The sequence below is a fragment of the Bacillus sp. S10(2024) genome, from assembly GCF_050473865.1.
Lineage (GTDB): Bacteria > Bacillota > Bacilli > Bacillales > Bacillaceae_G > Bacillus_A.
Genome location: NZ_JBFLUR010000002.1, coordinates 844,244 through 866,288, shown reverse-complemented (window position 1 = coordinate 866,288; position 22,045 = coordinate 844,244). Strand labels below are relative to the sequence as shown.

Genomic DNA, 22,045 nt, shown 5'->3' with positions numbered 1-22,045 from the left:
AATCATACTAATAAAATTTCTTTATTCCTTATCAATCATTCACTTCTCTATAGTCTATATATATTCCTTATATGAAAGTGAATTAATAATCCAAGTTTTAATATCCCCATACACTAACATCTCGTGCTTAGCCTGTAATAAAAACAGATTCGTATGTTCAGCATCAGAAAAAATACAAAATTCACGATCTTTCAATGTTTTCATATTTATTTTGTTGTTAGCGATTGAAAAGTCAATGAACTTTAAAACAGAAACTACTTTTTCTCCAGAAAAAACATTTTTGTTAATTTCTTCTTCGGAAAATCCAGCTACCTCAAAGGTCAAATCAATATAATGATTTAATTTTGTTAGACAAGAATTTATCGCATAATATCTAATTTCCCTCTCGCTGTTTTTTTGATTATTTTTTATAAGCGGATTAATATGTAAAGAATTCTTTAAAACAGACTTTGTTTCTGCTATATATGATTTCAATCTACTTAATTTTTTCCCCTCTAATGTTTTCATTTTTATTTGTTGGTAGTCCATTATGTTTCACTCCTAGTTTGTTGAATTAGCATTGTTTTATATATATTAATTGATATTATAAAAAGAATACAGAAAAATAATTTGGAAATTGATTATTAATTAGTATATTTTATATCGATTTTCATTTCTCAACATATAAATCTCTTCTATGAAAAAGAATACCTAATTAAATTATCTCAGTTAAGTAGAAACAGCTATTACTTCAGAACCCATATTATAAATAACAAAAACTGTGTTAATATTATAAATATTCTATATTAAAGGGGCATGCAAATGAATGTTTCATTAGTAAAACCTACACTGGAACTACAAGATGCATATTTAAATTTCTATCAAGGATGGAAAAATAGCGGAGAAAATAGGGTGCCGTGGGTCATTAGTAAAGACCCAACAGATTTTCATGGTATGATTCAGTTTCTAATAGACTCTGAGAAAGGTAAAAACCTTCCTAAGGGTTGGGTACCTGATTCTACGTATTGGTTAATTACCGAACAAAATAAAGTCGTTGGCGCTGTAAATATACGCCACCAATTAACAGAGAAACTATTGGATTGCGGCGGGCATATCGGTTATGGCATTCGCCCTTCCGAAAGACAAAAAGGGTACGCTACTATTTTATTACATTTAGCATTGGAAAAAACGAAAGAACTAGGTATCAAAAAAGCGCTTCTTGTTTGTGACGAGAGTAATATCGATTCAGAAAAAACAATTATCAAAAATGGCGGTATACCTGATTCAAATTATATTGAAGAAGATGGTAATGTCGTAAAAAGATATTGGATTGCATTATAACGTATGAAGTAAAGATACATTTAATTGGCAATACAAAAAGGCGCTTTCATAAGTAGCACCTTTTTGTGTACATCTATTTACTTCAATTCACATCTTTTCAGAAGTTTTCTAAAAAGAGCGCAATACCTACACCTATAACAACCTATACAGCACGTACCTCTGCAACTAATTTCTGACCATCTAAGTACATTACAAGCTTTATTGGGTTATCACTTGCGTTTTCAAATACTAAATCTAAATATGGATATGCAATCGTCGCATCTCTGCCTTTAGGTACATAACCTACTTCTTTTGAATGTGTTGATCTCTCCACCATTTTTAATCCAGCTTGATCTGCAGCATTAAAATGTGGAAGAAGTTTGACATACCCCTCCGCCATATCCATCTACTAATTTACCATCTACAATCTCTTTCCCTAATTGATAGCCCTTGTCAGGTGTTGTATCTCCTACTAAAGCGTTAAAGGAAAATCTATCTCCCTTACCTAATACAACTCCATTGACAGTGCCTGCAGACAAACGGATATTTTCTATTCTACCACCAGTAGAACCACCCAAATTCGTTTCAAATCTCCCTACGACTGTTCCATTTCCTTTTCCAGCTTCTGCTGTAGCAACAGGCTTTTTCTCTACAATTGGCAACTGATAAGTAGAATCCCACATTCCAACATTCATTAATTTATCTACTAACTCTTTTTCCATTAATTCGTAAGCAGGCTTTCCTTCTACCCATGTACCATCACTCTTCATACGAGAAGGAACCATCTTTGTATCTACACTCTTTGCAACTTCGCTAACTACCTTAGAGACTTCTTTTTTAAAGGTCTTTTCATCTTCAAAATAACCTAAACTTGCTAAATCTATCTTTTTTACTTCTTTTCCAGTTCTGCCATCTACTAAACTAATACTTTTATTTACCTCTGCTTTCGCTTCTACAGCATGTTCACCAACGCCACTCACTAATGCAACTTCATTAGCTTTCGTTCCGCACCCACTAACTACACCTAAGCAGAATGTTCCTACGACTAAAATTCGAACCCTACGCAACAAATTACTCTCTCCTTCTATTCTCTATCTTTTTTTCTAGTTTCAACAATTCTATGTATGTATAATTACATTACTTTTTAAAATAAATTTTATGTATTACTGTCTTATTTATACCATATCTTAAGTTACTCTTTTCCTTCATAAAAGTCTACACATATTTCATGTGAAAATTTTATCGCCTTACTCATCCAGTATATACCAAAAAATACACTGTGACAATTTTTATACACTCGATATTTTATTATACCAATATTACTTAAAAATGTAATACATAATGACTCTTTTTAAGATAAATAAGTGTCCCCCATCCGCACGAATGAAAACACCATTGTTATTAAATTGACGAATGTTTTCTCCATCTCTATACTGAAAAGAGTTAACGAAATGAAACAAGGTGATAATCATGGATTTTGAAATAAATTTCCTCTCCTTTTACGTCGTACAAGTAGACGGACAAGGTGAACAAGCAGACAAACGTTATAAACATTTTCAAACGTTAGATGCAGAAGAATACGAAGACAGTCCATTAAAAGACTTTCTAGACGGAGAATTATTAAAAATTTCGAAGCGAAAAGTAGACCGTCATCCTAAAAGTGAACAAGTTCCGACAAAAATCGGTTGCTTCATTGTTGAAGTTGGCCATGAATTAGATTCAAACCCGAACTACAACCTATTTAACCGCATTCGCTTTGCAGAAACGAAAGAAACCTTTAAGGATACAAACGAACCGCTCGTCTATACCTATATTGATACAAGTGCTGTACGCGGCGGTGTATTTCTCGTTGTTCAGGCAAAACTTCGCAAATACTTTGACGATCCGTTCGTCTTTGTAATGAAATGTGACTTCGAACCAAAAGTTGCTTCTATTTCTGATGAAGCAACACTAATTCGAAATGTTGAAATGGCCATTACAACGAAAAATATGAAGTCGATTCAATATCCATACATGCCAGAAGAAGGCATCGTGGAGCACGGCGAACTAAAAATCCATCAAGCATCACACGCCCGCTACTTCGAAGACTTCTTAAAATTCGTAGAATACGAGCGTTCCATGCCAGAAATTATGAAAACACAAGTTATGGGCATGGTATACGACCAAATTGAAGACGTCTTTGAAGAAGGTACAGAAGAACGTGAACAATTCGACCAAGCGATGGAAGTGTGGGCTGCAAGTCCTAAACGTGAAATTATGGAGCATTTCACAACAGAAGAAGTAATGGAAGCTACGGCGCAAATTGTGGAGCATACTCCTGAGATAGAATTAAAGCTAAAGGCAGACCATATTTCTGTGAAGGCATTGCTTGCGGATTTTGGTGAACAAGTTCATATTGCGAAGGTTAATGATAAATATGTACTGATGATTGAAGCGGACACGCTTACGTTTGAAAAAGGGTTCTCCCCTATTGAATTTTTAAAGCCTGATGAGCTGCAAGATGTTATTGAGCGGATTGAGAAGAAACAACACTACGGGTATGGTATAGGAGAAGAATAAGTTCATTAAAACAATTTCGAACGTTTTATTGACCTAACTATGCTTTTTATCTTGTAGAAGATTTCCTATATTAATAAAAAATGAGTGCATGTGTGCCATAAACACACGCACTCATTTTTTTGCATATAAGTCGCTATTTTGCAAAAACAACATGTACTGCACTCACTTTCCCCTTTTCTTTTCGTACGATAGGAAAAGACTCTGACCGCTTCTATACGACTAGATGTTCCTATCCTCCCCTTAAGGGCGGTATGTTGTTTTTTAACTTAAATATGAATGTATCTTATACAAGTTCTATTTATTCTCCATAAAAGAGTAATATACTTTTTCTATCTTTGTGACCATTACATCCTGAGTTAAATGTTGCCGTGAATAGGCCTGAGCCTCTCTTCCCAATTTTTCACGAAGACTCTTATTCGTTAAAAGCAATTTAAGAGCATTAGAAAGTTGTTGCACATTGCCCGGTTCACAAATGATCCCTGTTTTTCCATTTTGAATCATTTCTGGTATGCCACCGCAATTTGTTGTAATAATAGCTTGGCGTGAAAACATAGCTTCAATAACTGAAATTGGAAAGTTATCGTTAATAGTAGGTAAAACATAGATTGTAGAAGAAGAAAGTATTTCTGGTATATCTGCTCTTCTGCCCCAAAATTTAACATTATTAAGGCCGAGATGGATAACTTGATTTTCTAGCCTTTCTCGCATGATACCATCCCCAACAATCCAAACCTCTACATTTGTTAAATCTTGTTGAATTTGTGAGAGTGCTTTTAGGAGAATATCATGACCTTTTCTAGGAGAGAGGCGAGAAACACAAGTAATGACAAGTTTGTTAGTACACTTCGGCTTAGATTTAGAATCTTGCTGAAAATCTATGCCTGTATGAACAGTAATCAATTGCTCTGTCTTTGCTCCGTATGCTTTTAAAGGAGAATGAAAGGAAGTACTAATCGTTATGATTTGATCAGCCGCTCTTATTCCCTGTTTTTCAATTTCACTAAAATACGCTTCTTCAATTGATCCTTTTTTTATTTTATCAAATTTTAAGCGACTCTTTGTGAAATGCCCATGTGGTGTAAAAAATAGTGGTTTCTTATATTCTAAGTTTAGTTGTCCTAATAAAAAGACAGCGAATAAATCTTGTGCATGAAAGACATCGTATTGCTCTAATCTTTTTTCTCTTAAGAAAGACATAAATACATTCAAAAAACTCGTGTTTTTTATAATTTTTTCATTCACTATACCGTATCGTTGTAACATAAAATCCCTTGCATGTTCTGCAGCCTTCGGAATGTCTTGTTCTAAATGAACTGCTGTCATTTGAGTAGGAGAGATGACAGCTACGTCATGACCATACTTTTCAAAGCCTGTTTTTAAAGAAGTAATATAGTTTGATAATCCCCCTGTATTAGGATATTTCAAAAATGTTACATAAAGAATTTTTAGTTTGCTTGTTTTACTTAGTGTGCCATCTTTTTTAATTCCAAACGTCTCAAACGGTTCGGTAATACGATCCTTTTTATTATCTATTTGATAGTATTCATCCATGATTTTTAGTAGACTCGTATGGAAAGGAACATTACATTCATTTCGTCTTTCCTTTGCTGTATTCAGAAGCATCTCCTCCTAACTCAGCTGATGATGAAAAATGTATATATGCTATAAACCTAATTCGCTTCCCCAGGTAGATATTTTTTCAAGATGATATGGCAATAATTCACCGCCGCGGTTATCAAATATTCTTCGCAGCTGAGTATGCAGTCCTTTTTCTAATGTTCTCTGCAAATATGACATTTTATAAAGATCAATTGGCTTTGTTTTAAAGTTTATGCCATTCTTCTGCATTTCTTTTGCATAAACTTCTACACAATGTGTACGAATTTCTTCTGCACTGCCTTGCCAATCTTTTCTGAAACCCAATAAAATTTCAACTAGAACAACCATATCAAACCAGACAGGTGCATATTTAGTTGACTCCCAATCGATAAACTGAATATGCCACGGTGCATGAAGTGTTACATTATTACTACAAATATTTTGCAAATGAAGATCGCCATGCGTTATTGACGAACCATTTTCAAATAGTTCCGGAAAAAAATCTGGCCCTTTGTTACATAGTTTTACTAACGATTTATAATGAGGCTTAATAATTCCCTTTAAGCGATCGTCTTTCATTCCATCATCAAGAAAATTAATCGTCTTTTCAATTTGTTTCGTTCGATCGTTCCTCATGCGGTTCGATTCATAAATAGGGAGCCAAGATTTCCAAACATATTTATGTTTTTTATAATTGTCTTCAAATGTGTGCGCGTGAAGCTTAGCAACAGTAGGAATAATGTAGTCAAAATGTTTCGGTAAAAAGGTAATCTGACCACGTATTTGACGTACAAACTCCATAAATATCCAAGTCTCATTTCTATTTTGTTCAATATGATATATATCAGGAAGAAATTCTTTCAATATAGAATAAGCACTATTATATATATTAATCTCTATTTCGTTTTTGTAATCTGCTGAATTATATATTTTTAAAATGATAGGATAGGAATCATCTTTTGTTTGAATAAATAATTTATAAATACTACTTCTTCTTGTTGATTTTAAACACTCGATTTTATCAGAATCTATTACAACTCTCTTATTCATTGAATAAGAGAGTTTTTCTTCAATTCTCAACTTTTCAAAGTAACCGGACAATACTTCTGCCTCGTACAATATTTTCATTCCTTTCGCTTTCGTTTCCAGGCGTTTACCAAGTGCGACCATGCACTTCTAATGAATGGCATTGGATCATCCCACGCAAACAAAGCAAATTCTTTTTTACCTCTCAATCCTTTATAAAAGTCTTTCCATTTCATTTCAGCTCTTCTTTTCTTATGACGAAATGTTAAATAATATCGAACAAGATAAATCCATTTAATTCCGTCTATTTGTTTAAGTCTTGGCGTTGGATTTTGCTTTGTCAAATATAAATAATACATATAAACAAAATCAATACCAGCTGGCCCTGTGAGACTATGAGTTAACCAAAAGCGTGGGTTTATTTCAATAAACTTATAAACACCATCCCGAGGATCCTTTTTAAACTCTGCCATAGCAATACCTTTAAGACCGATGTTTTTAAAAAAAGGCAAACATATATCCACTAATTCTGGAACTTGTTTACTAACAATGTGTGCTCCTGTTCCAAATTCAGCTGGGAATTGATGATTTTTTTGTAAGGAAAATAACGCAAGCAACTCCATGTTGTCGTCATAAAATGTCGCAACCTTATAAAAGCATTGGTTATCACCAGGAATAATTTCTTGAATTATGAGCTTTCCATGCTGTCGATATGATTGATACTCATTTCTAAGTTGAGCTGCATTCTGAATGAGGATAGCCTTTTGATTTATCTTTTTTCGAAACTCATGACCTAAAACCGGCTTTAATATACATGGAAACTCAACGTTTAATATCGCTTCTTCCAATTGTTCTTGTTTCGTAATTACATACGTTTTTGGACACGAAATATTATGTTTAACTGCTAGTTCATACGCTTTTTGTTTATTTAGTGTTTCTTCAATCAACGAATGTTCAGGGAACAAAAATAAAAAGTAGTTAGATAGCTCCATTCGATATTTTGAAATGAATACTACATAATCATCTGCACCTGTATACAAAACAGGTTTCACTTTAAATTCTTTAGCCAAGTTGATTAGAAAAGTTAGTAATTCTTTTTCTTCATACAAAGGGCTTGGGCATATTCCACATGTAGCAAGGCGCGATTTCCCTATTTTATAAGGTTTCTCTACATCAAATGCATAAACGCTAATTCCTTTTCTCGCCAAACTTCTAATAATCCCAATTCCATTTGCACTTAAATCCAGTACAACCGCTGCATTCTCATGATTCATTGAACTCTTCCTTACTTAAATACTTTTTGTAGATGTTTTCGATGTTTGCTACCATAGTCTCCCTAGTTAAATACTTCTGAGCAAACTTTCTTGCATTTCTCCCCAGCTCTTCCCGCTCCTGCTGATTTGCAATAACAAACTGCAATGCGCGCGCCAGTTTATTTGTATCTCCTGCATCGACAAGAATGCCTGTCTTAGAGTCTTTAATCAGTTCAGGTATACCTCCCGATGGCGTTGAAATGACACAAATCCCACTATGCATCGCCTCAATAATAGAAATTGGTAGGCTGTCATTTAAAGTTGGAAGTACAAAAATATCTGTCTTACTTAAAATATCTGGGACATCGTCTCTTTGCCCTAAAAATTCCACCATGGAAAGATTCAAAGAATGAACCTGTTCTTCTAATTTCTCCCTCATCTCACCATCTCCGACAATAAGCAAATTAATTTTATCTTTATATTTGCTTTCTATCTGTGAAAAGGCGTCAAGTAATACATTATGACCTTTTCTTGGTCCTAATCTAGCCACACATGTAATAACAATTTTCTTACGGGTTGAAGATGTATTTTTTGTTTGATACTTATCAGGATAATCAATGCCTGTCAGTACGGTTGTCATTTTCTCTTGATTTGCCCCTAACTTCATTAACGGGCGACGAAATGAATCACTGAGAATAATAAGATGATCGGCAAATTCAATTGCTTTTCTTTCTAATGCCGTATGATAGAATTCTTCCACTGAATCCTTTTTAAACATACCGAACTTTACTCGATTAAAAGTAAACATTCCATGGGGAGTAAATATCATTTTTTTTCCAAAATATTCATTAATTCTTCCTAATATATTAGCTGTAAACAAATCTTGCGCATGGAAGACATCATATTTTTTAAATTTGATATTTTCACGAATCATTCTTTCGTATATATACATATTTCTTTGATTTTTGATAATTGTGCTATTATAACTTCCATAACGTTCTTTTAAAAAATTTTTTAACTCAGGAACAATCCCTTCGCGCAACCTCTCCACTTGACTGCTAGAAAAGTGATTAGGAGAGATAATATCGACATGATGTCCTTGTTTTCTTAATCCTTCACTAAGTGCTGTAATATAATTAGATAGCCCGCCAGTATGAGGATAGTCCCAAAATGTAGCGATTAATATTGAAAGTTTCTTCTTTTTAGACCCCTTTGACTCTGTATAACGCTCTTCTGCTTTACTTTTCTTTTTTTGTAATGAGTATGACTGAACTCCATAATACTTATCCAATGTTTTGATTATATAAGGATAAGGGAACTCAAATCTCTTTTTCACTTCCAAACCCTCCTTATCACTTCAAACGCTTCGGCATATGGTACGCCAATCGTCATTCCTCTAACTCTTCCTAAATACTCAACTCCTTCGTATGAACGAGGATGAGGAAAATCTCTCATTTCTACATCGTAATGTTTAAGCGCTGCAATCTTTGAGTCTATTTGATCTGTAATGTTAACAAAATAATTAGGCTTGAAAGATTTATCATTCGTGTGTATATTCCACTCACTAGAAGAAACGGTTTCAAATGTAATTAATTCTATCGGATGTTTGTTTGGTAGAGGGCGAGTCGCAGTCAAAACCGCTTGAAAAGTAATATGGTGATCAATATTCAGATCTCCATAATGATGAGTGAAGATTTTGCTTGGTTTGTAAATTTGTATTAATTGTTCAATTTCTTTCGTTAATTGATGTAGTGGAATTAATTCTAACTCTAAATTAGCATGTTCGAGGAATATCACTTCTTCAATACCAATTTCCTTATTTGCACACCGGCCTAGCTGCTGTATGTGATGAGCTTCCTCTTTTCTTCCTAGAGCAGTAATAATTGAAATTACTTGATGTCCTTCCTCTACTAATCTTTTTAAAGTCCCGCCAGTTCCTAATAACTCATCGTCGGGATGTGCGCCAATGACTAAAATACACTCTTTCATTAGTATTTTCACTCCTTGTACTACTTAATTTATGATTGATACTGTAAAAAGAAACTGTCATTAGCGGAAAACTTGTTTTTATTTATTACTAATAACCACTAGTTTAGGCATACATTCATATGTGCATTTCTCCCTATGTGATAAATAAACTTTTCATCACTGGTGAAAAGCTCTTGATAATTAGGTATATACTAACCGTTATCTTCCACATTTCTTTTGTAATATTTAACACTTTTCAGAGAAGAGCCTTATCACTCATACATTTTAAAAAGAAGGAATCCAAACAATATAACGGTGACTTGAATACGAAAAAGTATGGAATACAAAACACTTCATTTTTTATTAGCGTTTCATCCATGTTTTATAAACGGAAGGCTGTATATTCCTCACATCTTTTAAAAAATCCTCTGCGAGCCCCAATTTTTCAAAACCCATTAATAACTTAATAGGTGTCTTTCTATTTAAAGTAAAAGCTCTTTTATGATCAATAACTTTTAATTGACCTTTTTCATTTATTAAAACATGTCTCACTTCAGTGTCCCATCTAGTAAACCCTAGCTTTTTCAATTCACTCAACATTATTAATATTTTTCCAGTTAATTCTTCTGTAATTTTTTTTTCTCTTTTCAAGTGACGCGCAAGTGAAATTCCACGTATATATTCCATAACGATATAATTTTCTCCATATTCATAAAGTCGTGGAATAATAGGGGAAGATTGTCCAATTGCAAGCGCTTTTAACTCTTTTTTTCGAGTTTCTTCCAGATAATATATTTTCACACATTTATTATCATTTAATTGATATACTTCCCCATCTTTTCCGCTCCCAATGAGCTTATATTTTTCTATATCTTTTCTACTTACTCTTCTTTTATTAAAATATGCTTTCATTTCATTTCTCCTTATTTGAGATTTCATAATTTTGTAATCGCTTCATCTCATATTCTATGATTCCTCATTCGCATATGTACCCTAAATTTGTATATATTTTTATAAATGGATTCAATTTTAAAAAAGATTAGTGGTTGAAAAGTAGTGGGGGACTTTGTTTTAACAAGAGGCGTACTACTAGCTGTTTTTTATTACATTTTTACCATTAAACAAATTAATAGTGTTTTGTCAGATATAAAGTGAAAAAATTTGCTATATCTATTCTTACTAGTATTGGAATATTCATAGAAAGATTTCTTCGCCTTCATTCACTGAACTATCTTCTTCATTTCTCTCTACGTTTTGAGGTGGAGGGTTACTGCCCACGAATAGCAGAATAAACGAGGATGTCTTAATATTTCTAGTATGGAGGAGCATTTCACGGTTGATCTTAGCATATTTTAATGGAGATTTACTCTTAGTTATTTATGATAACAATAGAAGTCGTTATGCTATCTTTAGAATTTTATCCTTTTGTATCGGCATGAAAAATCTGTATAATGAGGAGGGCTAATCTTCTTCTTTAGCCTTAATGTATATGTTTATTAAATGAGGAATTTAGAAAAACATGTAGATCAATTAGCTCCACAGAGAGTCTGGGGAAGTTACGTTTTTTCTTTGGATGGAACACCTCTCCTGCATGAAGCAATTATTAACAGATCACTAATCTCAAGTGAAATTGCAATCAGTGGATTCTTTTCACCTCCACTGACCGCACATAATCTATCTTTTTCAGTAGCATAAAGCATCCGCACCTAATTTGTTTTATTCTCTTGGTTATTCATTGAAGCCAATATTTGAAGTTGCTGCTTTGCTTTCTTTAAAGCAGTAGGAAAGTAATTTTGTAGTAGTAGTAAAGTCGCATGATCAAAATAATATTGTTCTGATACATTCTCCCATGTCTTACTATTTATGAACGTATCCCATGTCATTTGGGAATTCCCTCTTTTTTTCACCTCTTTAAATACCCATCTTTTCATTTTCTTTCTACCCTTATCAGTCAAAGAGCCACTTTTCACAAGGATTAGCTCCACATTTCTCTTGTAACGTTTACGAATGTCTTTTTGTTTAGCTGCTGTAAGAAAAATATTTGCGGTGTTCTTGGCATCGTCAAAGGCGCGATGTTGTTTTCCTTCCCATTCTAAAGTCAATTGTGCTACTGCAAGTTTCAAACTAGGTGGATTTACAAATAATTCTTTATATGCATGAAATACAAATCTCTGTAAATCAAATCTTCTTTCTTTCTCAAGATCAGGACATTTCACATTATATCGTGCACAATCTTCTGTTAGAAATCCATAATCCTCTTTTCCCCACGTTACAAACATATAATCTTCTCCCAGAAACTTACGAAAGCGCTCAATTACCTTCGGGAATTTTTCTGCACCTTTTACATCTTGTTTTGTAATTCCTGTTAATTTTGTTGTATGACGAGATAGGGATGCCATTGGTTTCACTAATGACGAAAAAACTTCGATGATGCTCATTGTACTTGCTTCAATCTTGACGGCTCCGATATCAACAATTTCCGTTGGAGCATCTGATTGATAAGGTCTAAAATTCCGCTCAATATCAAATACAATATAATATTTTGGTTCATACATACCACATACCTCTTCCTTATCACTTCTTAACAGTATATCCCTTATTTCCAATATGTATTAACAATCACTCATATTTAAGGTATTAAAAAAGAGAAGGGGGTTCCCTTCTCTTTCACTTCAATTATTTTTTTGTTACGTTAGTAGCTTGTGGTCCACGGTTACCTTGTTCAACTTCGAAAGTAACTTCTTGACCTTCTTCTAAAGTTTTGAAGCCGTCGCCTTGGATAGCTGAGAAGTGAACGAATACGTCTTCTCCACCTTCAACTTCGATGAAACCGAAACCTTTGTCAGCGTTAAACCATTTTACTTTACCGTTTTGCATGAAAAAATCCTCCTAAAATATGTACCTTAATGTACATGTCCATTTTCTACCATTTTACAAATAATCATCAGATATAAAAAACTGTAACCCAGAGAAGATTTAACATTGCTATCCCCCTCTGAAGTTACAGCTTATTTAAATCTCTATGGTATTAAAAGTAAAATGGTTTAACCTAACTATACACCTTTATTAACATAAATGCAAATTTTTATTTTTTATTTATGTATTATATGACGTGAACGAATCATACTATCTGTTTTTCCCTTTACTTTTTCTATGTCTTTCCAAACGAGATTCACTTATTTTTTCCGTCATTATTAATCTGACCGTTTTTATTATGATTTAACGATACAGTTTCATATTTTCCTCTTGCCAAATTGTTTATATCATCATATTGTAAAGGAATCTACGCTATTTAAATAAGAAGTGATTGCACACAAAAAAAGCGAAAAGCTGAACTATTTAAGAGGAGTTTTCAGAATGAAAAAACATCTAAAAAAAGCTTTAAAACTATCCTCCATTTTATTATTTGTTTTCATTGTAATTGGTGCTGGTGTATTGTTCGGTACGCCGTATGGACATAAATTACGTGTAATTGCTGCGGAAAGCATCTTAACTTCACAACATCGTGATTTGGCAAAATTCACTTTTCTATCTCAACAAGAGTTGAATGATATTTCAAATTCTATTAATAATCCCAAATGGAAAAACAGCCAATCCGACGGGCTTCAAAAACTTACAAAACAACAATTAGAAGCGAAAAAACATATGCCACTTCATGTAAAAATCGAAACCATTCAAAAAAAATATGAGGATCATTATTTTGAAGGAAAACTTATGACAATTAGTAATCCTCTTAATGTAAAACTTGTAACACAGCAAGGTACGCAAGGTAGCGATGTTGGTGAGAAAATTTATGTGATGGCTAAGCGGAATCACGCACTTGCTGCGGTAAATGCAAGTGGATTTTCAGATGAAACAGGACATGGCGGCGGTAAAGTTGGTCTAGGTATTGTGATCGAAAACGGACAAATTATTCATACACCTCAAAATGAAACTACACCAGATATTATCACTGGTTTAACACAATATGGACAAATGATAACAGGCGACTACTCTGCACAGCAATTGCTGAATAAAAGTGTTGTTTCTGCAGCTGGTTTTATGCCCCAGCTTATCGTAAATGGTGAAAAAATGCTTACGAATGATGGTGGCTGGGGATATGGTCCTAGAAGTATTATGGCTCAAAAAAAAGATGGCTCAATTATGTTTCTTATCGTAGATGGTAGACAACCTCACAGTATTGGTGCTTCTTTAAAAGATTGTCAGGACCTTTTATATGACAAGGGCGCCGAAAACGCGATGGCTATGGATGGCGGTTCTTCTGCAACTATGTATGCATTAGGAGATATATTAAACATCCCTTCTACTCTATCTCATAAGTCTCGTTACCTTCCAAACTGTTGGGTTGTAACTACCAATAACAATCAAAAAGTGGATGTTACAATTGACGGTCATCCTGCAGAAACTTCAAAGATTGCAGAATTGACAGGAACATCTGCTGTTGCTTCTCACGAAACAAAGAGCAGTTAAGTATCCTACAGATACTTAACTGCTCTTTTCTGTTTTATTTATGCTGTTATTTTTTAAAGATACCAAAAGGCTTACCAACTGGTAATACAACTTTTCCAAAATGTATGTTTAATACTGCTGCTGCTGATCCGTAGAATGAAAGCAGTGAAATAAGCAATTCAGAAATTGCTGCTAATTTATGCATTGCATGTGGCATAACACCTAAAGTACTAAATGAAAGGCCTATAAATAAGAAATCAATAAGTACAAAAATCGTAAATAATACTTTATGTGTTTCCATTGCGCCAATTGTCATAAACAAGCTAAAAATTAAGTAGCCAACAAATGCTACTCCAAGTTGTTTTGGATCCACAGTTTCTGCTAACTTCTCACCAAATACGCCAAGTTGAATTAGCCATGAAGTTCCAACACCAAACCAAAATAATGCAAATCCACCAAACGCTGTTGTACCGAATGTATTATTATGCTTTGCATCGTTAATGCAAGCAAATAATTGAGCAAAACCTCCTAAGAAGATCGCCCATGGCAATACAAATGAAACACCACTTGTTAAGCCAAGTTTTTGTGAGGACGCCACAAGTGTAACCATTGCAAGTCCAAATAAACCTAGTGCAGACGGATCTGCTGTTGTCATTTTCACATGATGTGTAGTTTGCTTTTCCATAATACCCTCCTGATTTAAACACATACTTGAATACAATACTGAAATCAGAGGGTACTGTCAATCTTTTTTATCGTATTCACACAAATTACATATTTTCATATAAACGATATACATATTCTCCCACTTCTAACGGTTTAATATTTATATTTAGTACATCCTTTATCGGTACCCACATCGGAATATATTTGTTACAGCCACTGTCATTATTTATATATTCCTCACCTTTTCCATTACCAAATGTACCACCTACAATTATTGCTTCATAGTAATATTGTGCCCCATTGTAGTTCACCTTCTTTGCAAGCCGCTTTATTTGTATATGTACCCCAAGTTCTTCATATACTTCTCTAACTGTTGCTTCTTCTGAGGTTTCTCCTTCCTCAATTCCGCCGCCTGGAAACACGTAATATATTTCTTTATCCCGAATCCGTTTTATAAGAGCTAATTTTCCTTCTTGTATAAGAATTGCTGCGCCTCGATCTCGCATTCTAGATCTCCTCACCATATTAATTTCTGCCCCTTTCAGCAACTACATTTATTATTAAGACACAACTTCTATCAATGAGAATTTCCTTCATCACTTCTCTCAATATAATAGTAAGGTTGTCCTTCAATAACGAAAAAAAACTAGACACCATCGTCTAGTTTTATAAAGAAGATCGTAAAAAACCAAAACGTATAGCATGCTCTATTTCATCTGTCATCGCTCGAAAAAAAACATCCCGAACTGCTAAGTTTTGCGTTAACAAATAAGCATTACGATAGTCTTCATACGCTTCTAATTCATCTTCATACGCGCGTTCTAATCCCTCTTTATAAGAAGAATATTGCGTTTGTACCACTTGATACGTTGGCTGTTGCCCCGTTAATGTTGTAAACAATTGTATAAACTGCTGTAAATGTACTTTTTCATCTTCTAATGCATGAGAAATATCTTTTTTATGTTTCGCATTTGGTGCTTCGTTTACAAGCCGACTATAAAAATCAATTGCGGCCGCTTCCCCTTTAATCGCTTCTAAAATCGCTTGCGATACTTGTTTATAAGCCCCTTCGTTTACTCGATAAAATTGATTATACGAGTTAGGATTTACATAGTACATATCTACTCCCCCTCAAAACAATTCATTAGTATATTGTATGTAGAGGTAATTATTTCGTTCAGTTTCGTTTCGCTTATGAAAAAGAATGCTTTATACTAATACATGTATAAGGAAAGGAGATTACAATATATGCGTTATGTAATAGTAACAGGAACTTCTCGCGGTTTAGGCGAGGCAATTGCCTTGCAATTACTAGAACAAGGAACGAAACTCATTTCTATATCACGCAACCAAAACGAACAACTTATGAAGCAAGCACAGCACTTTAATAATCCCTTTGATTTTTATTCGTTTAACCTACAAGAAATTCATCAAATTGAGTCACTCATGGAAAAGATTTTTTCAACTATTGATGTAACCACCGTTTCTTCTATTCACCTAATTAATAATGCCGGTATGCTAGCGCCAATGAAACCACTTGAGCGCTCAGAAAGCGAGCAATTAATTGCAAATGTACATGTAAATTTAGTGGCGCCGATGTTACTCTCTTCAGCATTTATGAAACACACGAAAGACTGGAATGTAGATAAACGTATTATTAACATCTCTTCTGGTGCTGCCCAGAATCCCTACTTCGGCTGGGGGGCATATTGCACAACGAAAGCCGGTGTAAATATGCTTACAAAATGTATTGCGCTAGAAGAAATTGACAAAAAATACCCAGTAAAAGTTATTTCTTTTGCCCCAGGTGTAGTAGATACAGAGATGCAGACAGAAATTAGACAAACACCAAAAGAAGATTTTACTCAAGTGGAACGTTTCTTATCTTTAAAAGAAAACGATCATTTACTTTCACCAAATTATGTAGCAAAGGCCGTTATTGATTTATTAGAAACAAATCAGTTCGATCAAGGTGGCATTATACGTATCGATGAATAATAGAAAACTCGTTAATAGCGAGTTTTCTATTATTTAGATTCTAAAAATAATAGAACTGACTCCATTATTAATTCATAACCAATTTCTTTATATATTTTATTCGATGTAGGATTTGCTAAATCAGTATATAACGAAGTCATTTCATATCCATTGTCCAACATACGTTGACTCAGTGCCGATACACAATTGAAAGCATAACCTTGTTTACGTTCTACCTCTGGAGTATATACAAAATTAATTGTGATATTACGTTTCGTCGGTCTAGTGACTGCAGCCATTGAAACTAACCGCCCTTCCACTTCCCATCCAAACAGACGCTGACTTTCAATTAATTCAGCGGCAGTATGCACTGCTTCTTCCTTTGTGAGCGCTAAATGTACTTCCTCACAAAAACGGTATACCCAATCTTCAATTAAAATTTTTTCTTTTAATTCTACTCGGCGGAAACCCCCGTTGCTTCCAGCCTTCTTCTTTACATACTTTAACCCGTACACACCTTGATTCATTTTGGTTTGAATTGATTTATTTTGAAAATTTGCAAGTTGTTCTGCTAAATGCTCCACCACCTGTTTTTCCCCAATTAATCCGGGTACATCAGGATAAGCAATTGCTAGTTGCCCTGCAAGCTCTCTTATATCATCTTTTTCTAAAGGTGCAGATTTCGAGACAATTACTTGACGATGATGTGTTTGAAGCATGACGAATACAAGCTTTTCCTCTTTTATAGCTGTTGCCATAAATAATGGAAGCTGAGAGGATCGTAACACACCCAATATTAAGTTATTCTCTTGCTCATATGTTTCCAAAAAAGGAAGAACATCATTTTTAAATTGCGTAAAATTTGTATATATATGAAGTCGTATCACTATAATCTCTTCTTTCTTTCCTAAATATATAGTGATATATTGGCGATTTAAAAGGGAAATCCTTCTTTATTTCATGAGTTTACAATAGTTGCAACAATTGTATTCAATTGTGTTTCAGCTTCACTAAGCTGCTTCTTCACATCTTCTAACATTTGTTTCTGGTTTGCAACATTCTCTTTTCTTTCTCTAATCATCCGTTGCATTTGCTCACGGCTCGGTCCTCCGTATACGTTTCTCTTTGCAACAAATGAATGAGGTGAAGTCATTTCCTTCCACTCTTCATCTGTAAGTACTACTTTTAGTTCTTTTTGTAAATACACATTAATATCGACAAGTTTTAGTTCATATAAGTCTTTTTTCTGTTCTTCTGAAAATTTTGCTATATAACTAGCTACGCAGTGAGCACGGCGAAATGGAACATCATACTTGCGAGTTAATGAATCAGCTAATTCAGTTATCGTAATTGCATGCTTATTTGCACGACTTTTTAAGATGTCCTTTTCAATTGTCATTGTACGTACCACCGCATTCATTACAGAAACAACTCGAATTGCTTTCTCAAACCCTTCATATAAATGAGGCTGTAAATCATCTTCTGTATCGACTATATCTCCAAACGGAGTATTATGAATCATTTGAAAAACAGTAAACGCTTCTCCCCAAATACTACTCGCGAGAGATCTAGCATGTTCAATTGATACTGGATTTCGTTTTTGTGGCATAATACTACTAATTTGCACATAAGGATCTGCAACTGTAATGCCACTATATTCTTTCGTAGCTAATAATAAAAAGTCTTGAAGCCATCTACTTGTATTTGTCATCATTATCATAAGTGCGCTACTTGTTTCTAATAAATAATCAGTACTTGCAATTGCGTCATATGAATTTTCAATTACTTTTGAAAAACCAAGAAGATCTGCAACCCGTTTTCGATTAATCGGAAAACTTGTTGTAGCAAGCGCTGCCGCTCCTAGTGGAGATTGATTTACAGCACGATAAGCGCTCCATAAACGCTCCGTATCACGTCCCATCATATCATAAATGGCCAGCAAATAATGTCCAAACGTTGTTGGCTGAGCTGGCTGTGTATGTGTATATGCTGGCATAATCGTTTCCATATGCTCTTTAGCCTGCCCTAGAATCCCCTCTTGCAGTACCATACAATGTTCGATGTATTGTAGTAAATAACGTCGTAAGTTCATCCGATACATCGCCACTCCCATATCATTTCGACTTCGTCCAATATGCATATTACTAATACTATCGCTATCCGCTTCTTTTTGAATCAGATGCTCAACTAGAAAAAAGAGATCTTCATACTCTTCACTATATTCAAGCTTGTCTAATGAAATAGTTTTTACGTTTTCTACTGCCATTACAATTTTTTTAGCATCTTGTTTTTTTAACAAACCTTCTTCTTTTAACATAATGACATGTGCATGATGAATACGAAACATGTCCTCTAATAAATAATTTCTCTGAAAATAGAATATGTGTTGTAGTATACAATCTGCATATGTCTTACCAGGAAAGTTTACCCCTTCCCGTTGCAAAAACTCCTTGTTCCCCTCCTGCATTTCAAATAGCTCCCCTCGACTATTAATTATTAATCATCATACCCACCTACTCAAAATAATGTGTTTATCCAAACAAAAAAACCGATGCATACACATCGATTTTACTTAATAATAGTTGCTTTATATTTATCACTTTGTAATATTTGAAAATGCAAATTAAGTAAATGTTTACGTAATTCCGCACTGTCGTCTTCACTTACATTATTTGCCAAAAAGACAATTTCTGTACAGTTCCCCTGTTTGTCTGTTGCATATACAGCTTTAGATAATGACCACGGTGTATAGCCATTTTTTTGACCGGCATGTCGAAAAACTTGGCGATACTTTTTCCCTTGCATATCTGATTCTACGAGTTGTGCCCACTCATTCTCTTCTTCTTTTGTAAGATTTCTCTTATGATTTGCTTTCTCTAATAAAATCATATAGTCATTCGCAGAAGCGGCTGGCAACCGATCTGACCATATTTTTTCGTACTTTTCTCCTAAGAAAAGCGGAATTTCATTTTGCAACTGCGAGCCTTTTTGCTTTAAACGCTCATGTATCAATATCGCGCATTTACGATATTCTTCTTGCGACATGTTTTTCAACTTATTTTCTAGTTGATTTTTTGGAACATGTAGTTCCTTGTGTAAATATCCCGGAATATATAAAGATGCAACAATCGGAAATAACGGCTGATGTGATGGCAATGCCAGCTTATTTATGTTTGCATTTATATTGTCGATACCAAGACGATCCATTAAATACTCTGTATTGGCATTTGAGCTAAATCTCATCATCCCTCTTGCGATATCTTCAAGCGTAACAGCATTTTCCTCTATGAGTCCTTTTTTCATTAAAACTTTTTGCCATCTTTCATGAGCACCGCCATCTGTCTTTGAAATATAATAACGATTTACATCGTCCAATGATACAAGCTCATTCGGATCAATTTTCCCTTCTCCTACTTGTTTTGTGAATTCTAATGCTACAATTAGCTTCATTGTACTCGCTACAGGTAATACAACATTAGAGTTTACGGAATATACTAATTTATCATTTCGTTTTACTAACAACGCGCTGTTTTTTTGCTCTTTATTTTCTTCTACAAATGACGCAACATACTGCGCATCATCATAATTTGAACTCCATACTTTTTTTACTAAAAAATTACCTGAGAAAATAAATGCAAATAAACCAATTATTCCTACACATAATCCAATTGTTCTCAAATGGAATTCCTCTCCTAAACTTTATCTTGTAATCTATTATATATAATTCATACGCAAAACAATAGAGGCGATCTGTAATAAGATCGCCTCTATTGTAACTTGTAAACTTGCATATTGTCTATGTCATAATCCGAATAAAATCTTCAAGAAATTGTTTGTAGTGTAATTTCCATCCAATTTTCACCCAATTTTTCATCGCTTCTGCACTTGGCTGCGGTCTAAAATCAGCTATACTTTCCCCTTTCGCAAGACCATCTACGTCAACTTGAACACGACGGTATACATATTCCATCAAAGAAGGATTCGCAACAGCCATCATTGTGACAACATCATGAATTGGACTTCCCCCTATTTTAGGATTTAATTTTTTATAGGCAGCGTAATAATAATTAAAAATCGGTTCAATCAATTCATTAAAATTTGTTTTTGTTTTCTTTGCAATATATGTAACAGAATTAGGAGTAATGATCGCTTCATTCGTTACATTTAGCGGGATTAACGTAACATGCTCAGCATATTGCATGACTAAATTTGAGGCAATTGCATCTCCGTGAAAATTTGCTTCTGCAACAGGAGTAACATTCCCTGGAACAAGAAATCCTCCCCCCATGATGTAATACGCTTTTACACTTTTCATCAGTTCGTTCTCTAAAATAAAAGCCGTTGCTAAGCTGGTCGAGCGCCCTGCATCGACGATAATTAACTCTCCTTTATATCTTTTAATAATCTCAAATATTTCACAAAACGGCTTCACATTCGCTTTAATCGTTTCTGGTGGACGAATAGGACCTAATCCTTCTTGCCCATGTATTTCTGGATAATATGTTATGAATTCTCCTGATAAAGGAATCTTTGCCCCATTAATAATTGGAATATCTTCTCTTCCAGCTATTTGTAATAAATATGCTGCATTATTCGTCGCTTGTTCTTGCGTAACGTTTCCATAGCCTGTTACAATACCAACAATATCAATATCAGGATGTAATAAACCGTATATAATTGCCAATGAATCATCAATACCTGGATCTCCAAGAAACAGTACTTTTTTCAAGGCATTCAACTCCATCATATCAATTGCTATTACTATATGAACGGAAAAAAGTGTACAGAAGTAAATTATAAGCATTTTTTATTTCATGCCAAAAATATTATAAACAAATGATGAATCATTTATAATAAATAAAAGACAATACATATAAAATATGTATTGCTGTGTAATAAATTTTAAATGAACTTAGCTAAGACCTTTGGAAAAGTTTCAATTGTTTCATATAATCAATAGCCTTCGTTTTATTCTTTTGTTCAGAAACATATTCTGCTTCGTTTTTAAATCTATAGTAGTTATTAAAACTTCCCTCTGACAAAACGCCCTCAGAAATCGCTTTTTTAACCGCACAGCCAGGCTCGGTTATATGAGTGCAGTTAGGAAACTTACATTTTATGGATAATTCAAATATATCTTCAAATCCATCATCTAAGTTTTCTACCGAATTTATTATTTCAAATACCTTTTTATTTAACTTCATTTTTCAACTCCCTATTTTTTTGATATTTCATAATTATTATTTCAT

The 22,045-nt window shown here is 34.0% G+C and carries 21 protein-coding genes and 1 pseudogene; 4 read left to right on the top strand and 18 right to left on the bottom strand.

The annotated features are described in order from the left end of the window. Positions 1-54: 54 nt before the first annotated feature. The gene (locus tag AB1280_RS04420) at positions 55-528 is read right to left on the bottom strand and encodes a hypothetical protein (RefSeq protein WP_429754992.1); all 474 of its coding nucleotides are present in this window, start codon (positions 526-528) and stop codon (positions 55-57) included. 273 nt (positions 529-801) lie between these two features. Between AB1280_RS04420 and AB1280_RS04415 the strand changes: the two genes are divergently transcribed. Next, positions 802-1,320 (top strand): GNAT family N-acetyltransferase, encoded by a 519-nt coding sequence (locus tag AB1280_RS04415; RefSeq protein ID WP_429754991.1) that lies wholly within the window; start codon positions 802-804, stop codon positions 1,318-1,320. Positions 1,321-1,462: 142 nt separating this feature from the next. Here AB1280_RS04415 and AB1280_RS04410 read toward each other — a convergent pair. Then, positions 1,463-2,369 (bottom strand): annotated as a pseudogene (locus AB1280_RS04410) (VanW family protein). 400 nt (positions 2,370-2,769) lie between these two features. On the opposite strand from AB1280_RS04410, the gene AB1280_RS04405 reads away from it, so the two are divergent. Continuing rightward, a complete protein-coding gene (locus tag AB1280_RS04405) occupies positions 2,770-3,858 on the top strand; it encodes a DUF3900 domain-containing protein (protein WP_429754990.1) in 1,089 nt (362 codons plus the stop codon). Between the two features lie 294 nt (positions 3,859-4,152). Here AB1280_RS04405 and AB1280_RS04400 read toward each other — a convergent pair whose 3' ends face one another. The 8 genes from AB1280_RS04400 to cspD form a co-directional block, all read right to left on the bottom strand. Continuing rightward, positions 4,153-5,481, bottom strand: coding sequence for a glycosyltransferase family 4 protein (locus tag AB1280_RS04400; RefSeq protein WP_429754989.1), 1,329 nt, complete (start codon positions 5,479-5,481; stop codon positions 4,153-4,155). Positions 5,482-5,520: 39 nt separating this feature from the next. Continuing rightward, the gene (locus AB1280_RS04395; protein ID WP_429757268.1) at positions 5,521-6,576 is read right to left on the bottom strand and encodes a phosphotransferase; all 1,056 of its coding nucleotides are present in this window, start codon (positions 6,574-6,576) and stop codon (positions 5,521-5,523) included. A 5-nt stretch (positions 6,577-6,581) separates the two neighbouring features. Then, the gene (locus tag AB1280_RS04390; protein WP_272190192.1) at positions 6,582-7,757 is read right to left on the bottom strand and encodes a carbamoyl-phosphate synthase; all 1,176 of its coding nucleotides are present in this window, start codon (positions 7,755-7,757) and stop codon (positions 6,582-6,584) included. Continuing rightward, complete coding sequence (locus AB1280_RS04385; protein WP_429754988.1) at positions 7,747-9,072, bottom strand: glycosyltransferase family 4 protein; 1,326 nt, start codon at positions 9,070-9,072, stop codon at positions 7,747-7,749. Before AB1280_RS04385 ends, AB1280_RS04390 begins: the two co-directional genes overlap by 11 nt. Beyond that, positions 9,069-9,725 carry a PIG-L deacetylase family protein gene (locus tag AB1280_RS04380; protein ID WP_272190240.1) on the bottom strand — a complete coding sequence of 219 codons (657 nt, stop codon included), beginning with the start codon at positions 9,723-9,725 and terminating at the stop codon, positions 9,069-9,071. The genes AB1280_RS04385 and AB1280_RS04380 overlap by 4 nt, the downstream gene beginning before the upstream one ends. Positions 9,726-10,067: 342 nt before the next feature. Beyond that, entirely contained in the window at positions 10,068-10,616 is a 549-nt protein-coding gene (locus AB1280_RS04375; protein ID WP_429754987.1) for an AarF/UbiB family protein, read from the bottom strand. A 794-nt stretch (positions 10,617-11,410) separates the two neighbouring features. Then, positions 11,411-12,259: an exonuclease gene (locus AB1280_RS04370; protein ID WP_429754986.1), complete on the bottom strand. Its 849-nt coding sequence runs from the start codon at positions 12,257-12,259 to the stop codon at positions 11,411-11,413. A 121-nt stretch (positions 12,260-12,380) separates the two neighbouring features. Then, on the bottom strand, positions 12,381-12,581 hold the full coding sequence (gene cspD / locus AB1280_RS04365; protein ID WP_035430809.1) for a cold-shock protein CspD: 201 nt from the start codon (positions 12,579-12,581) through the stop codon (positions 12,381-12,383). A 480-nt stretch (positions 12,582-13,061) separates the two neighbouring features. On the opposite strand from cspD, the gene AB1280_RS04360 reads away from it, so the two are divergent. Further along, on the top strand, positions 13,062-14,174 hold the full coding sequence (locus tag AB1280_RS04360) for a phosphodiester glycosidase family protein (RefSeq protein WP_429754985.1): 1,113 nt from the start codon (positions 13,062-13,064) through the stop codon (positions 14,172-14,174). Between the two features lie 46 nt (positions 14,175-14,220). Here the strand turns inward: AB1280_RS04360 and AB1280_RS04355 are convergent, their stop codons facing one another. The 3 genes from AB1280_RS04355 to AB1280_RS04345 all read right to left on the bottom strand — a co-directional run bounded on the left by AB1280_RS04355 (position 14,221) and on the right by AB1280_RS04345 (position 15,938). Beyond that, positions 14,221-14,838 carry an acetate uptake transporter gene (locus AB1280_RS04355; RefSeq protein ID WP_429754984.1) on the bottom strand — a complete coding sequence of 206 codons (618 nt, stop codon included), beginning with the start codon at positions 14,836-14,838 and terminating at the stop codon, positions 14,221-14,223. An 85-nt stretch (positions 14,839-14,923) separates the two neighbouring features. Then, complete coding sequence (locus AB1280_RS04350) at positions 14,924-15,325, bottom strand: NUDIX hydrolase (protein WP_429754983.1); 402 nt, start codon at positions 15,323-15,325, stop codon at positions 14,924-14,926. A 160-nt stretch (positions 15,326-15,485) separates the two neighbouring features. Then, positions 15,486-15,938 carry a ferritin family protein gene (locus tag AB1280_RS04345; RefSeq protein ID WP_429754982.1) on the bottom strand — a complete coding sequence of 151 codons (453 nt, stop codon included), beginning with the start codon at positions 15,936-15,938 and terminating at the stop codon, positions 15,486-15,488. A 129-nt stretch (positions 15,939-16,067) separates the two neighbouring features. Here AB1280_RS04345 and AB1280_RS04340 point away from each other — a divergent pair, with 129 nt between their 5' ends. After that, a complete protein-coding gene (locus AB1280_RS04340) occupies positions 16,068-16,817 on the top strand; it encodes a (S)-benzoin forming benzil reductase (protein ID WP_429754981.1) in 750 nt (249 codons plus the stop codon). Positions 16,818-16,846: 29 nt separating this feature from the next. Here the strand turns inward: AB1280_RS04340 and AB1280_RS04335 are convergent, their stop codons facing one another. The 5 genes from AB1280_RS04335 to AB1280_RS04315 all read right to left on the bottom strand — a co-directional run bounded on the left by AB1280_RS04335 (position 16,847) and on the right by AB1280_RS04315 (position 22,000). Beyond that, positions 16,847-17,683 carry a GNAT family N-acetyltransferase gene (locus AB1280_RS04335; protein ID WP_429754980.1) on the bottom strand — a complete coding sequence of 279 codons (837 nt, stop codon included), beginning with the start codon at positions 17,681-17,683 and terminating at the stop codon, positions 16,847-16,849. 71 nt (positions 17,684-17,754) lie between these two features. Next, positions 17,755-19,263, bottom strand: a complete 1,509-nt coding sequence (gene argH / locus AB1280_RS04330; protein WP_429754979.1) for an argininosuccinate lyase — start codon at positions 19,261-19,263, stop codon at positions 17,755-17,757. 101 nt (positions 19,264-19,364) lie between these two features. After that, positions 19,365-20,465 (bottom strand): serine hydrolase, encoded by a 1,101-nt coding sequence (locus AB1280_RS04325; RefSeq protein ID WP_429757267.1) that lies wholly within the window; start codon positions 20,463-20,465, stop codon positions 19,365-19,367. 127 nt (positions 20,466-20,592) lie between these two features. After that, positions 20,593-21,540 carry a nucleoside hydrolase gene (locus AB1280_RS04320; RefSeq protein ID WP_272190206.1) on the bottom strand — a complete coding sequence of 316 codons (948 nt, stop codon included), beginning with the start codon at positions 21,538-21,540 and terminating at the stop codon, positions 20,593-20,595. 172 nt (positions 21,541-21,712) lie between these two features. Further along, positions 21,713-22,000, bottom strand: coding sequence for a hypothetical protein (locus AB1280_RS04315; protein WP_429754978.1), 288 nt, complete (start codon positions 21,998-22,000; stop codon positions 21,713-21,715). Positions 22,001-22,045 lie beyond the last annotated feature (45 nt).